At 42.6% G+C, this 15,171-nt stretch carries 14 protein-coding genes; 3 read left to right on the top strand and 11 right to left on the bottom strand.

All coding sequences use genetic code 11. The features are described from left to right. Positions 1-91: 91 nt before the first annotated feature. Genes WC407_RS07045 through WC407_RS07070 form a run of 6 tightly spaced genes read right to left on the bottom strand, consistent with a single transcriptional unit; the run spans position 92 to position 3,893 of the window. Entirely contained in the window at positions 92-505 is a 414-nt protein-coding gene (locus tag WC407_RS07045) for an ArsC/Spx/MgsR family protein (protein WP_373021899.1), read from the bottom strand. Further along, positions 505-747 carry a hypothetical protein gene (locus tag WC407_RS07050; RefSeq protein ID WP_373021900.1) on the bottom strand — a complete coding sequence of 81 codons (243 nt, stop codon included), beginning with the start codon at positions 745-747 and terminating at the stop codon, positions 505-507. The genes WC407_RS07045 and WC407_RS07050 overlap by 1 nt, the downstream gene beginning before the upstream one ends. Beyond that, the gene (locus WC407_RS07055; RefSeq protein ID WP_373021901.1) at positions 740-1,453 is read right to left on the bottom strand and encodes a hypothetical protein; all 714 of its coding nucleotides are present in this window, start codon (positions 1,451-1,453) and stop codon (positions 740-742) included. The genes WC407_RS07050 and WC407_RS07055 overlap by 8 nt, the downstream gene beginning before the upstream one ends. Further along, positions 1,422-2,573 (bottom strand): VWA-like domain-containing protein, encoded by a 1,152-nt coding sequence (locus WC407_RS07060; RefSeq protein ID WP_373021902.1) that lies wholly within the window; start codon positions 2,571-2,573, stop codon positions 1,422-1,424. Before WC407_RS07060 ends, WC407_RS07055 begins: the two co-directional genes overlap by 32 nt. After that, entirely contained in the window at positions 2,554-3,567 is a 1,014-nt protein-coding gene (locus WC407_RS07065; protein ID WP_373021903.1) for an AAA family ATPase, read from the bottom strand. Before WC407_RS07065 ends, WC407_RS07060 begins: the two co-directional genes overlap by 20 nt. Next, positions 3,564-3,893: a nitrogen fixation protein NifQ gene (locus WC407_RS07070; protein ID WP_373021904.1), complete on the bottom strand. Its 330-nt coding sequence runs from the start codon at positions 3,891-3,893 to the stop codon at positions 3,564-3,566. The genes WC407_RS07065 and WC407_RS07070 overlap by 4 nt, the downstream gene beginning before the upstream one ends. A 193-nt stretch (positions 3,894-4,086) precedes the next feature. Here WC407_RS07070 and WC407_RS07075 point away from each other — a divergent pair, with 193 nt between their 5' ends. Beyond that, positions 4,087-5,982: a hypothetical protein gene (locus tag WC407_RS07075; protein WP_373021905.1), complete on the top strand. Its 1,896-nt coding sequence runs from the start codon at positions 4,087-4,089 to the stop codon at positions 5,980-5,982. A 119-nt stretch (positions 5,983-6,101) separates the two neighbouring features. Here the strand turns inward: WC407_RS07075 and WC407_RS07080 are convergent, their stop codons facing one another. The 5 genes from WC407_RS07080 to WC407_RS07100 all read right to left on the bottom strand — a co-directional run bounded on the left by WC407_RS07080 (position 6,102) and on the right by WC407_RS07100 (position 9,677). Next, on the bottom strand, positions 6,102-6,554 hold the full coding sequence (locus WC407_RS07080; protein WP_373021906.1) for a globin: 453 nt from the start codon (positions 6,552-6,554) through the stop codon (positions 6,102-6,104). A gap of 79 nt (positions 6,555-6,633) precedes the next feature. Beyond that, positions 6,634-6,951, bottom strand: coding sequence for a hypothetical protein (locus WC407_RS07085; protein WP_373021907.1), 318 nt, complete (start codon positions 6,949-6,951; stop codon positions 6,634-6,636). After that, positions 6,948-8,045, bottom strand: coding sequence for an alanine dehydrogenase (gene ald, locus WC407_RS07090; RefSeq protein ID WP_373021908.1), 1,098 nt, complete (start codon positions 8,043-8,045; stop codon positions 6,948-6,950). Before ald ends, WC407_RS07085 begins: the two co-directional genes overlap by 4 nt. Further along, positions 8,042-9,250 carry a nitroreductase family protein gene (locus WC407_RS07095; protein WP_373021909.1) on the bottom strand — a complete coding sequence of 403 codons (1,209 nt, stop codon included), beginning with the start codon at positions 9,248-9,250 and terminating at the stop codon, positions 8,042-8,044. The genes ald and WC407_RS07095 overlap by 4 nt, the downstream gene beginning before the upstream one ends. Further along, positions 9,243-9,677, bottom strand: coding sequence for an ankyrin repeat domain-containing protein (locus WC407_RS07100; RefSeq protein ID WP_373021910.1), 435 nt, complete (start codon positions 9,675-9,677; stop codon positions 9,243-9,245). Before WC407_RS07100 ends, WC407_RS07095 begins: the two co-directional genes overlap by 8 nt. Positions 9,678-9,864: 187 nt before the next feature. Between WC407_RS07100 and WC407_RS07105 the strand changes: the two genes are divergently transcribed. Both WC407_RS07105 and WC407_RS07110 read left to right on the top strand, forming a co-directional pair. Beyond that, a complete protein-coding gene (locus tag WC407_RS07105; protein ID WP_373021911.1) occupies positions 9,865-13,161 on the top strand; it encodes a chemotaxis protein CheB in 3,297 nt (1,098 codons plus the stop codon). Continuing rightward, entirely contained in the window at positions 13,161-15,170 is a 2,010-nt protein-coding gene (locus WC407_RS07110; RefSeq protein ID WP_373021912.1) for an EAL domain-containing protein, read from the top strand. Before WC407_RS07105 ends, WC407_RS07110 begins: the two co-directional genes overlap by 1 nt. Position 15,171 lies beyond the last annotated feature (1 nt).

Raw genomic sequence — 15,171 nt, forward strand, 5'->3', positions numbered from 1 at the left:
CTTCTCTGTAAATATCAATGATTATAAATTTTATATTTCACTAATACTTCATTATTATATAACATTATATCAAATTCAAAATAACAACAAATTAAATTCTCTTTTCCATGCATCCTTTTTCCATACAGGTAATGTTAGGCATTGGTTCGACATAACGTTCCAGAACGTCCGAAACTTTCTTCACATCAAATCCACACAGTTTTTCAGAACCGATAATCATAAGCGGACGGCGGATCAGAATCGGATCATCCATCAGTAATTCCATCGCACTTTCCTCATTCAATGTTTCGGGCAAGATAAGGCTGTTTTTGATAGCGGGGGCAGCGGGGTTAAACCACTCATGCACCGCCTTATCGCCCATGAAACTGCGAAGCGTCTCCGCATCCAGTCCGTGTTCAAGAAGATTGCGCTCGATCAGCGTGCATCCGCTCTCCCGAAGAATTTGCTTTTGCTTAGCATTTGCGGCGCAAAAAGGTTTTTCATAAAATACGACGAGTTTATGCATCACTCCACACCTATCAGGGCTCGCCCTTTACGGTTGAGATAAAAGGTATCGAATCCATCATCGCCTACCGTCATACACTCCCCTAAATATCCCTCAGCATAAAGCTCTTTCATCACCACTTCAACCGTTTCAATATCCATGCACGCATACTCAGCAATATCGGGAGAATCGTAGATGTTGTATTCGATCTCGTCACTTAGGGCGAAAAGTGCCTTCATCACTTTGAGTTTGGTCTCATTCATGCGATTCCTTCAATAGAACAATTTGCTTGGTCAGTACGATAAGTTGGAGAGGATGAAGCTTTTCGCTCTTCATCCACCGCTCAAACTCATCCACATAGTGCGCTTTGATCTCTGAATGCAACTTTTGTACTTGACAGATCAATTCACTTAAAAGCCTTTTCGCTTCATCAAACGTTTGGTGTTTAAGCGGTCGCAGACGGTGAATTACCCCCTCGATCAGTTTATCATTGAGATGGTTATGTGCCAGCTCTAAAAACTGCGACGCACGCAACGGTGAAGCATACTCTTCATTCCATATGCGCCCGTTGATCATCTGATCGCAAGCTAGATCGATAAAGACGGGGGCAAAAGCTAAAACGTCTAACAATTCGGTGAAATCATTATCAACCAGGGCACGAAAGAGCATCCGGCTACGATTACGAATATGACGGCGTAAATCGGAGTCACTGATCACGGTAGGATTCAATCGATGGTACCGCTCCAATGCTCCCAAACGAGAGTGATTGAATGCCATAATCGCTACGTCGGTATTTGGGTCGCCCACCTGTACCGGATGTGAACCGCTTGGACGATGAAAAGCCCACAGTAACCGCGCCTCATCGTCCTCATGATACAGATAAAGTCTATCCCCCTGCTCTTCAAAATCCAAATCGTCTTTCAACGCTTCGATATGTTCACGGTAAGTCAAAGTAGACGACGTCTCCATAACGTTCAAACCTTTTCAAATTTTTTTTCTCACTGAGGAGAAAGAGTGTCTGCATCGCCGGAGCTTTTTCCACCGTAAAATATCCATCACTAAGGATCACCGCCAGACTCTTTTCCCCTGCATGGGTGTTTAGATACTCTAAAACCGGTTCAAACTGCGTTCCGCCGTTCCCTTTCGCAAAACGTATCTCAGGCAATATCCCCTGTGCATCGTAACTCTTTTTCTCCTCGGCGTATACCCGCTCATCAAAAGGGATCACGCTCACCTCGAAATCGTGACTCATGCGAACAATAGAGTCAATAATTCCTAAAAAGCGCCCGAATACCTCAGCTGTGATACTCATAGATCGATCCAAAAAGATAAAAAAACTCAAACGATTACGATCATACCGGTATCCCGGAAGATAAAGCCCCTGATCTATAAAACGGCGATTGGGGTGAGAAAAATCGGACTCTTTATCGAAAAAACTCTCTGACATATAGGCATGTAACAACGTGTGTAAATCGATAGATGGTTTCGTGATCTCATCAAACATCTCCAGTAGCGAGGAGGGAATATTCCCCTGCTTCCGTGCCGCACCCATTGCCTGAATAATCAGTGCATCGAGTTCTTCCTCCGCTACCTTTGTATCCCCCTCGTGCTCGATAATATCCATCTTTTGCTCAGTTGGATTATCCTCACTCTGCTTCCCCTCCCCCTCATCACTCTCTTTATAGAGGGCATAGTACACCTCCTCGACACTTTTGTCGCGAAAAGATTCGATCACCATCGCCTCTTCATCAGCACTTCCGACGCGCAGAAAATCACTGAGGAGCAACCCGATAACAATATCACAGCTGTGATTCCATGTTGGCTTTTCCCGATCCTTCATCCGAAACGGGTGTTTGAGGAGAATGTGGAGAAGCACATGGGCATAAAGATATTTGAGAGCCGCATCATCGTATCCCAAAACCTTGCTCTCATCAACACGGATACTAACACCGTCAGTCTCGAAGAGCATGTGAGAATTGCTCTGGTATTTATGATGGATAGAGAGGGCTAGGACGCTTAAAAAAGGGTGATCGAATAGGAATTGAACTCTAATCTTTTCAAGACGCTCGTTAAAGGATATAGTCGCCATAGCACTTAATCCATGCATCAAACTCAGCACACTCCGCGATCAAAGCATCTTTGACGATGGTATCTTTGATCAGCATTACCCCAAACTCGGTCGGTAAATTTTGAGCAAAACCAAATAGATGTTTCGACGCCTCTTCACCACCTCGATAGAGTTCTACCATTGCTGAAACGAGCGCATAGAGCAATGCCGGTTCACTTTTGTCAATACTCGGATACACACCTTTATATATCGCCTGTACATTTGGAAGTTTTTTATACACCTTGACATACGAGAGAAACTCGATTCCTGCCCCGTATCCGATCAATCCGTAGATAATCGGAGCAATATGTGCTGTATTATCATTGTGTTTGAGGATGGAGGAGAGCATATGATAGCTTCGAGGGGTTGCAAAAGCCGGATTACTATCATCTTCACTAATGGGTTCAGAGGTGAGAAGATCGGGACGAAATCCTAAAAATCCGATCACATAAGAGTGCAGTCCCTCACGAATCGCGAAGAGTTTAAAATCTTCAAACCGTGCTTCAACATTCAAATGCACCATCCGATTCGCCAATGGAGTCGGGAGACGAAACACAACACCGCGATCAGAGATGCGATTCCCCGCACAGATAATCCGCCATCCGCGAGGGAGTTCATACTCTCCCATTTTACGGTTCAATACCAATTGATAGATCGCTGCTTGTACCGAAGGGGGTGCGGAGTTTAGTTCATCGAGGAAGAGAATACCGCTCGACTCGGTATCTTTCGGAAAAAATACGGGGCTCATCCACACCGTCTGTTCATCTCGTATCGCAGGGACACCGCGCAGATCGACGGGATCCATTTGTGAAAGGCGTACATCAACCAATTCAAAACCATGTTTTTTAGCCACTTCGGCAACAATATACGATTTTCCGATTCCGGGACTTCCGTGGATAAAGACAGGGATATCGGCACCGATGAGGGTATCAAGATGGATATAGAGTTCGCTAGTCGTTATCGAGGGGGTCTTCACGCACTCGCCTCGGCGATCAAACAGCTAAAACAGTGTTCCTGATCATTACAGCTCGCGCATGCGGGTGCAACTTTCCCTATGGCATCATAGAGAAATTTTTTCCAGAGTTTATCTTTGGGTTTAAGCTCGGCAAGACGGGGAAAATGGTGTGCCATATAGGTACCCATCTGAACACGGCTTTTAAAGCCCAGATCTTCATAGAGATGATTCATCTCCAGCGATTTAAGTGCAACGAGTGGTGCTATTACGTATCGTGATTCATCATCAATCGCGTATTTTTTTAGATAGCCTTCGATTTCATACCGTAATGCGTCACGTTCACTCATTGCGTTTCTCCTAATATATAGACAATCAATGCAATTTATATTCGCGATATAACCGATCCAAGATGAATAACTATGATTAAATAATAACCATAGATAAGAATAATTAATAGATATAAAAATTTGTATACCTGCTATATTTTCATAATAAAAATACCGATAATTTATTACCTAACAATATAATGGATACAACCGTATGGATAGTACAAAATTTTTAGAAATATTCCCGTTTATTCGCAACAGTGTAAATCTTTTCGATGATCAAAACAGATTTCTTAAAAAAATCATCCTAACCGGAAAAATTTGTGCTCTCGAAAAAGCGGCCAACCTATTCTCGTTTACCGAAAAAACCATTGAGACTTTTAGTAATCTCAAAGAAGAGCTAATCCCTCTGCTTATCCGAGAGAACTTGAAAAAATACACCGAAGAACTAAATTCAAAAGCTCAAATCAGTATCGATATCCTGATCCGAAATTTGTTTGAGCGCACGGCAGATGTCGGATTTTTGGCTACGGATACCGCTATAATCGATTTCTTAAATGATCGTTTTTCTATAGAAGATCTTAAAAATCGCCTAATCGAATATACGATGAAATACAGCGTTTATAACGAAATCATCATCGCAGACACACAAGGAAATATCCGTCTCAATATCAATCCAAACAATACGCTCACCCCATCAACATCGGATTCTATTATTCGCGATGCATTACAGAGCGACGGCTATGTTGAACGCTATGCCCATACCGATTTGTTTGCTTCACAGCAAAAAACGCTCATTTTTGCCCAAAGAATCATGGATAATAAAAAACCGATCGGAGTGCTGATTTTATGTTTTCGTTTTGACGATGAGATGAACTATATATTTTCATCCCTTTTAAACCCTTCAGAACACATTATTTTTACCGATGGCAAAGAGATTATCACCGCATCATCAGAATCACTCCAAACAAACAAAGAGGTTCATAAACTTTCATTCGATGATGACATCATCTACCGTAACGGATATCTCTATGTCTCGGCAAAAACAAAAGGGTATGAAGGCTATTACGGCGCTCCGTGGAGAAGTATCGCCTTTATTAATGCACAAAAATGTTCAAAAAATCCTCCGATTCAAGACCCTATCAGTGCCAAATGTACTTTGGATGAGAATATCAAAGCCATTATCTGCAAAGCAGATGACGTCATCGAAGATCTAAGCGATGTGATTATTAATGGTGAGCTGATTGCTTCAAAAGAGAAGGTGTATGTTTTAACACCCGTACTCGATAACCTTCGCACGGTAAGCACTGCCATACTCAGTACGATAAAAGATACCGTGACCAATCTTGAAAATACCATTATGGAAGGGTTGATTTACGATGTTCAAGCATCGGCTAAATTAGCAATCGACATTATGGATAGAAATCTCTATGAACGGGCGAATGATAGCCGCTGGTGGGCAATGACTCCTATATTTGAAGAAGAACTCTCCAAAGAGACCCCAGATAGAAAAGTCATGACAGATGTATTGCAGTACATTAATAGCCTCTATACGGTATATACCAATCTGTTTGTTTATGATAAAAATTCTACCGTTATCGCAACATCCAACGATTCCACGATCATAGGGAAAAAAGTTTCCGAGGAATATGTCTCAAGAACACTCAATAATCACAATAGCCAGAACTATTTTGTCAGTAAATTTGATAATACGCCGTTTTATGATGCTCAATCGACCTACATTTACAGCGCTACAATTCGTCAAAATAATAAAACATTGGGGGGAATCGGTATCGTATTTGATGCCTATCCGCAATTTAAAGCCATGTTAAACGACAGCTTTCCCCCCTCTAAAAACGGATTTTCGTGTTTTGTCGATCGTAAAGGGATTATTATCTCTACGACTCATCCCCATCTTAACCCTATGGATAGCATCGAATTAGATGATGAAATTTTACGTTTTAACTCGGATCAAGCAACCCATCGTTTTATCACCCATGAGGGGAAAAAATATTTGATCGGTATTGCATTATCACACGGATATCGAGAATATAAACGCCAAGATAATTATAAGAATGATGTCTTGTCACTCACTTTTATCGAGTATTAGTACTATTATTGCTACTTACAAGATAATACTTTCAACCAATCGCGTACTTTTTCAGATAGGCTTCAATGTCATACCATAATGTATCAAGGCAATTTATATTCGCACTATAATCAATTTCGTTAGAGATAATTTTCTGTATTTACTAATACTTTGGAAAACGTATCAAGGTAGTTCCAAAACGATTGGATGTTCTCTTTTGAAATCCCTTCACGTTCAATTTCCTGTAATAACGTTGCGTAACACTCCAGCCACACCTTGCGACCTTTTTCATCAATCCGAAACCGCGCATGTCGGGCAAGCATCCTCGGATCCCCCCGTGTTTGCGCGTAATAATCAGGTCCTCCGCACATTTGGATCAGAAAATCGGCAGCGTGTTTTTTGACCTTGTCAAAATCTTCTTTGTAATCGATCGGAAACATGAAGGAGATGGGTGTTTGACGAATTAGCTCGTAATGGTCATTCACCAATTTACGAAATCGTTCTTCTCCGACTTGTTGGAAAAACTCTGGATTTGGTTTTGTGATTGTAGAGTATACTTGCCCCAATGTCCCATCTGAAATGATAAGATTCATTTACTCACCCTTTCTCTTTTGCTATAGAGTGTAAGTATACAGAGGCATGCCTGAAAAATATAGACGAAAATTTACCGTTTCACCCTACCCGCAGTTTCGTCCGTCCCGTAAAGAGCTTCAAGAAATCGTAAATATCGCTAAGAAAAAAAGCTCGGGTGTCTTTATGTTCAAACCGCTGCAGCCATGCACGCTCACGATTTAGCAATCCGCGACACGGGATAACGAACTCCTCTTTAGGAAGGAGCGGTTTGAGGATACCGCACTCATTGATCGCCATTACAACCGCATCGAAAAGCTCATCAAGGCGATCATCTTCATCGTAATCATAAAGTTTACCGTCCATTTTGTAAAAACGATAAATGGCTAATATCTCGTGCGCTTTGTCCATTTCGTTCATGAGAATGCCTTATATGCCATCGCATGTGCCTCTGCAACCGCTTGATTGGTCACATATCCGTTATACGTGTTGAGCGCACCGGTATAGATTTCATCTTTTAACAGCGTATCCAACGGTGTCGAAGCGATCTTCAGCACATACGGCAAGGTCGCATTGGTGAGAGCTATCGTCGAAGTGCGCGGATACATCCCCGGCATATTGGCTACACAGTAGTGAACGATCCCCTCCACTTCAAACGTCGGATGAGAATGGGTTGTCGGATGAGAGGTCTCAAAACACCCCCCCTGATCGATAGAAACATCGACGAGGACGGAACCTTTCTTCATCCATGAAAGCATATCGTTGGTGATAAGTTTCGGAGCTTTGGCTCCGGTGACGAGTACCGTTCCGATGACGAGATCGGCCTCTTTGATACTGTGTTCAATCGCTTCATGGATCGAATACATCATCGTCACACGCGGACTCATCACATCGCGCAGATAAGTCAGCCGTTCGGTATTGATATCAAACATCGTAACTTCCGCACCCAAACCCGCCGCAGCGTCCGCTGCCGATTTCCCAGCGACTCCGGCTCCGAGGATGACGACACGATTTGTCTCAACACCCACCGCACCGCCGAGAAGCCGTCCGCTCCCGCCGTTGTATCGTCCCAACTGCACTGCTCCGAAGAGTGTCGCCATCCGCCCCGCGATCTCGCTCATCGGCTCCAACAGCGGAAGCCGTCTCCCCACACGTAACGTCTCGTACGCCAATGCCGTGATCTTCTTCTCGCACAACACTTCTGTCAAACGCTTATCCGCAGCAAGATGGAGATAGGTAAAGAGGATCTGCCCTTCACGCAAGCGGCCGTATTCGATTTCGATAGGCTCTTTTACTTTCAGTATCATCTGTGAGCGCTCATACACGGCATCGGCGTTTTCAATAATCGTACCGCCAGCATTCCTATAGGCTTCATCTTCAAATCCGCTTCCCAGACCCGCACCGGCCTCAATGAAAACCGTATGTGAGTGTTTTACAAGCTCTCGTACCCCGGATGGGGTAATACCGACACGGAACTCATCCGTTTTGATCTCTTTGGGTACACCGATAATCATAATTTGCCTCCTATTGCGACTGCATACAGCAGTGCATTATCCGACCAGGGAGACGCTTCATCATCATAGAAAGCGCCGATTCCGCTGCATCCGATTCCAAGTTCCTCACACGCCAGATAAAGATCCTGCGCATAGACCCCCGCTTCAATATGGGTTTCTGCACTAAAAATCTCTGCATAGATTAATACTACCATATTTGATCCTGAAATAAAACGCTGATCTAAAAGCAGATGGACTATTTCAGAATTAAAATTTTCGCTCACAGCACATTTTCCGTTACGATACACTCCAGGTTGCATAGAGTGTGCTTGCAAGAGTATTGCGACAACTTCTAACGACAGCGGAGCTTTCCGTTGCAGCAACACTTCGATCGCGCCATCCTTCATGGCGTGCAGATAAAACTCCCGTGCACTTCGGCGGGTACGATTGAGTGTTATAAAATTCTCCCATCGTTGAGCAGTGGGAATCTCACTGTAGAGAGGGCTGTTTTTAACACTCGTTACCAGCAGATCATTACTAATCGTGTAATCGGTCGGCTGAACATTCTTCAACGGTTTTTGCAGCAGTTTTACCGGTCTCTCCGACATCTCCCCAACTCCATAGAGTGCAACGATCCGTTCATCCTCTCCCATCCCCATGACACGATTAAGGGCATTTAAATCATTCGTAAACATTTTTGTCAGATGAAACCCAAAATGTTCTACCGATGCGCTAAGTGCTCCGATCTGATGTCCGAGATCGAGATAGAGGTATCGCCATGCACGCAGAGCGTACTTCCAGGATGAACGAAAAGGGACGAGTGAGAGCATCACAATGCATCCGCTAAAACGCCGATCCAATCCCAGAAGCGGTTCAATCCCCTCTGAGCCTAGCTCGACTATCATCACAAGCTCATCTCTCACTACGTCGAGATGATAAATACCGCTAAGCAGTCCCGATACATTACGGATCTGAACATAAATTTCGAGAGGGTGAAGATTTCCGGCAGAGGGTACATTAAGGCGATGATACGGTTTATATGCAATACGCTGCTCATCCGTGATACATCTTGTCTCTCTAAGCCATTGGAGGGAGGGATGATCACATAAAGGTACACGATAACAAAAATGGGGATAGTGTTTAAAAAGTGAGGGCTGAGAGTCCCAATCCAAGAATGATTGATTAGAAGCAACCCCCTGAGGGGTTAGAAGGGTTTCTTCACGCACTACGAAGTTGTCGGAAGACGTCACGATTACTGGTGAGTTCGATAGCACTGAAACCGTCTTCGTTGTGAAGAGATGGATCCGCACCGAGGCTAAGAAGCATTTTGACACACTCCACGCGCGAAGCTGATGCCGCATACATCAAAGCCGTCGTCCCCTCTTCGTTCGTATCATTGATATCAGCACCCGCTTCCACAAGGAGACGGATCACTTCGGGTGATGCAGCATAACAAGCATTAAACAATACCCCGTTGAAATCGCCGTTGATCGCATAGAGATTTGCCCCTGCCTCGATCAGACGTGAGACCATCATGGCATTCCCTTCCAAGGCGGCAAGCAACAAGGGGGTATTGCCGTTAAACCCTTTGGATTCTAAATCATCGGGATGAAATCCCCGCCCGTTTAACCACATAATGTATTGCTCGACCATACATATTCCTCATAATCACTGATAATAAAATACATGCAAAATACGTTCTATCCCTTTACTAAATACTAATTCTTATCCTGAATATAAAATTATATTCATTAACTATTTTTTAATAATCATGACTATTTTATAACCAAGAATCTGTTATAATTTTAGATTAGCGAGCAAAATAGAAGAGGAAGCGGTTATGTCGAAAGAAAGTACAACTAAAAAGCCTCTCATTATCGTTGGACTCGGTTCCAGCGCTGGCGGCTTGGAAGCATTACGACTCTTTCTCTCCAATGTTCCTGCGGAAAAAGGGGAGATTGCTTACGTCGTCGTACAACATCTCAGCCCCAATCATAAAAGCATGATGCTCGAACTCCTCTCTCGTGAAACACCTTTTGACGTTATGGAAGTCAAAAGCGGTCTCCTACCAAAACCTAATACTATTTATATTACCCCGCCAGATCGTGATGTGTTTATCTCCAACGGTCTTTTTCATTTAGAAAAGCCACCCGAAAATCGTATCGGGCCAAAACCTTCTATTGATAAATTTTTCATCTCCCTCGCCCAAGAACAAGGGGAACATGCCGTCGGTGTTATATTATCAGGGACAGGTTCGGATGGTTCGCAAGGAATCCGTGCTATCCGCGCTGAGGGTGGTATTACCATCGCACAAAAACCTGAAGAGGCGAAATTTGATGGAATGCCAATGTCAGCGATTCATACCAAAGGGGTCGATTACATCCTCTCTGCCGAAGATATGGCAAAAGAGATTATCCATCTTCTACGCTATCCAAAATCACTACGGGTTGAAAAAGAGGAAGAAAATAAGCTTTTTGACATTTTTGACATTTTACAAGAGCGTATCGGCGTTGATTTTAGCCAATACAAAAAAAGCACCATTACCCGCCGGATAGAGCGTCGTATGGCAGCAATCAAATCCTCTGATTTAGAAGATTACACCCGATATCTCCAAGAGAATCCCGAAGAGATTGAGTTACTGTACCGCGATATGCTCATCGGTGTAACCGCATTTTTTAGAGACCATGAGGCATTCGAAGCCTTAAGTACCCATATACAAGAGTACATTCATACTCAGCCGATCACCGATACGTTTCGCGTTTGGATAACAGCATGTGCCACAGGGGAAGAAGCTTACACCATTGCGATTTTACTCGATGAAATTATCGGAACTCACAGTGCGGTACATATCAAAATTTTTGCCACTGATATCGATGAAGAAGCAATTAAAAAAGCGCGCGAGGGGATATACCCTGAGATCTTGGTCGGCAACCTATCCGAAGCACGGTTAAAACGTTACTTTAACCAAAGAGGGAATGAGTTTGAGGTGAAACCGTTTCTTAAAGAGCGGGTTATTTTTTCACGCCATAACATCATGGTTGATCCGCCGTTTGTCAATCTCGATCTTATTTCGTGCCGTAATCTTTTAATCTATTTTGAAAATGATCTCCAAAAGAGAATTTTCACCACCTTTGCCTATGCGCTCAAATCCCATGCAACAATGTTTTTGGGCAAATCTGAAACGGTAAGTGCATCGAGCGATTATTTTGCAACCATTGATACAAAAAGCAAAATTTTTCAAGCGCGAACCACCGCAGAATCACGTAAAATGCTCTATCCTCAGATGATCAATCGTCCAAAATATCTCAAACCAACCCAAATCACCCCTAAACGTCAACTGGGCACTATTGAAGATGCGATACGCCAAACGCTGTTTGATTTTTATGAAGATAAATGTGTGGTTATCGACAACGATTTTAACATCCATTACATCAAAGGAAATCTAAACGATTTACTAAAATTTCCTAGTGGAATGGTTCAAAACAATATCCTCAAAATGCTACCCGATGGGATTAGTTTAGAGATACGTTCACTGGTTTATAAAGCCAATAAAGAAGAGACAAACCTTGTTTTCCCTGTCATCGCTGAACGTACCGAGGGAGATAGTATAATCCGTCTAAAACTCTCTCCATTAGAGGGTTATCGCGGTAATTATCTGATGTTTTTACTCTCATTTGAGCTACAAGAAGCGCGAAAAAATGAGATTGTTCTCGATGCGGTAGAAGCGACCAATACCCGCATTGTCTATCTTGAACAAGAGCTGATTGCGACACGTGAACATCTACAAACTGTAGTCGAAGAGCTCGAAACCTCCAATGAGGAATTGCAAGCTTCCAACGAAGAGTTGCAAGCCTCCAACGAAGAGTTGCAAGCCTCCAATGAAGAGCTCGAAACCACGAATGAAGAGTTGCAATCGACCAATGAAGAGCTCCAAACCGCCTATTCCGAAATACGGGCATTGTATGAAAAACAAAATATTCAAAAAAATCACTTAGCCGACAAAGCAGATGAACTCAACGCACTGCGCGATGAGCTAGAGGTACAGTATCAATTTATCAAGCAAATCCTCGATACGGAGAGCAATATTGTTATCGTAACCGACGGCAAAGAACTCAACTCTGCCAATCAAGCGTTCTTACATCTTTTCAGCGAATACGAGTCGTTGGAAGATTTCAAAAAAGAGCACGCATGCATTTGTGACTTTTTCGAAAAAATCGATGAAGACGGTTTTATTTACGATAAAAAAAGCGGTTCCAACTGGCTTCAGCTCATCTTGCATTCATCACGCAGTGATCTAAAAGTTAAAATCAAACGTAATAATGAATTGCGTACCTTTCATATTATTGCCAATGCGTTGGATAGTGATGAAGCTCTCTATGTTGTCACGTTAACCGATATTTCAGCCATCGATGAAGCCAAAGAGAAACTCAGACAAGCACTAACCGATGAGATACAGTACAAAGTGAGCAGTTCACGGGTCATTCATCAATTCTCTAGCGTATTAGGGGTTGATGTTTTCGTACGGCAGTTAATGGATCAGATGAAACGACCACTCAACTCGATCAACCATTTATATCATCAGATCGTCGAAAATATCCCTGATAGCAATGAACACCATCTTTATATTCAGCAGTTTCAAATCGAAAAAGAGAATGTTTTAAACGACATACAGTTTCTAAAAGAGTTTTTTATTCCGCAAAAAGAGGAAGTGATCAATACCTTCGGTGCCACCGAAAAGATTGGACTTTTACTGACGCAGTCCAAAACCTTTCCGATAGAGATTGAAGTGATAGGGGATCAAGATGCCACGTATCTCGATAAAACAGGGCAATTTCACCAATTGAGTTTACTGTGGATGATGTTTTTCGTTCGGGTCGCTCAAAGTACGCAACTCAAAAATATGAAATTACAGGTTGAAGTCAAAAAAGAAGAGGGATACATCCTTCTAAACATCACCCATCCGGGGAGTGAGTTGCTATGTCAAGAAATTATGAAGTGTGAATCTGCGGTTGTCGATCCATCAGGACAAACACATATGTTGAACGATACGTTTCACGTCTTTAAAGGGTTCCTCGAAGAGATATACCGTGGCACTTTCCAAATTAACGCCGATGAGTGTAAGTTGATTATACGCTGATGCAAAATTCACTCTTATTAAAAAATGTATCCGAGTGGTTTGAGCATTGGATGATGCCTTTGCCTGTGCCTGTCATCATCACCGATCAAGATCTCAAAGTACAGCGTATCAATGAAAAAGCCAAATCGGTTTGTCACGTCAATGATTTTCAACCCAACTATCTCGAAAATCATTTTAAACCCGTTTTTCTCCCAATGCTTCTTAACTTTAAAGCGCAACTTTCACAACAATTTTATGCCCAAGTCGATCTAAAATTAGATGGTATAGGGGAAAGCAGACTCATAGGGCACCGCTTTGAGGGGGATAAACCCTTTTTTATGATTATTATCTTCCCTGACTTTTACAAAGAGCGTTACAATGCACTTAACTCAAAGCTCCATCTACTGCTTGAGCATTTCAATGCAGGTGTTCTGATTACCGACAGGGATTACAAAATCATAGAGGTAAATACGGCTTTTAAAAAAATGACCGGATTCGATGCCGAAGATGTGATCGGTAAAATGCCCTCCATTTTAAAATCGGGCAAACAAGGGGTCGATTTTTATAAAAAGATGCACGCTGACATCCATGAGAAAGGGATTTTTCAGGATGAGCTCGTTGATCGTACTAAAAGCGGTGAGCTTATACAGGTTCGTTCCACCATCTTTCCACTCCAAAATGATTATAAAGATGTGACCAATTACGTCGGAATACTCGAAGACATCACTGAACTCAAATTTTTAAGAACCAAACTCTTATCTACCTCTTTTAAAGACCCTTTAACCGGTGTTTATAATCGAGAATCATTTTTGAACGTTTTGGAGATCAAAATCGATGTGGCGAGCGAAGAGAATCAAATTGCACTCCTCTTTATCGATCTCAATAAGTTCAAACAGGTTAACGACACCTACGGTCATCAATACGGAGATCTAGTTTTATCCAAAGCCGCCAACCGAATCAAAAAGATTCTACGTTCCAATGATATGATCGGTCGCTACGGTGGGGATGAGTTTCTCATTCTTCTTGAGCGAATCAATGAAGAGACAGCAAAAGCGATAGCTCAAAAAATCGATGAAGCCCTGAGCCGCCCCTATGAAGTGGATGAGCAAATTATTGATTTTACCTCGGCGAGTATCGGTATCGCACTCGCGCCTAGAGATGCCAAAAAAATGTCTGAACTCATCGAGCGTGCGGACGCCGCCATGTACGAAGCAAAAAAATCGTCTCACTCTAGCCGTGTCTTTATGGCAAAAGATTTTATTGTCGACAAAGCCAAAGATAAATCGATTCGGACAGAGCTCTTGAGCGCCGTAGGAGGGGAAGAGTTCTTTATACGGATACAGCCTATTATCGACATGGAAACCACTAAAGTCGTGGGTGGAGAAGTATTAGCACGATGGCTAAATCTGACTTTTAACAACGTTCGTCCCGATATCTTTTTTGCCTTGGCTGAAAAATTGGGGGTCGAGAAAAAAATTGATTCCCATATTCTCAGCTTAACAGTCGATTTTTTACAAAACAACCCCTTAGACGAAGCAATATTTATAAACGTCAATTTCTCAGGCAATCAGTTTGGAGACATCCATCTGATAGATAATATGCGCGCGCTGTTGGAAGCCACTCCCGCACTGAAGAATCATTTAGTCGTTGAGATTACCGAACACGTTATGATGAAAAATATGGAATTAACCTCTGAGTATCTGTACGCACTTCGGGAGATGGGGATTCGGATCGCGATTGATGATTTCGGAACCGGATTTTCATCTTTGGCGTATCTCAAACACTTTGAAATTGATTTTTTAAAGATTGACATCAGTTTTATTCAGCAGATCGAAGATAACCACAAAGACAGAGAGATTGTCCAAACCATTGTGACCTTAGCCAATGCCATCGGTGCTAAAACGATTGTAGAGGGAATTGAGCGACTAACACAATATGAGATATTGAAAAAGATGGGGGCAACCTATGCCCAAGGGTTTTATTTTGACAAACCCCTCTACCCCAATCAGTTTTATAAGAGATTGGGGTAAA

It is taken from the genome of Sulfuricurvum sp. (genome assembly GCF_041651515.1).
Taxonomy (GTDB): Bacteria; Campylobacterota; Campylobacteria; order Campylobacterales; family Sulfurimonadaceae; genus Sulfuricurvum.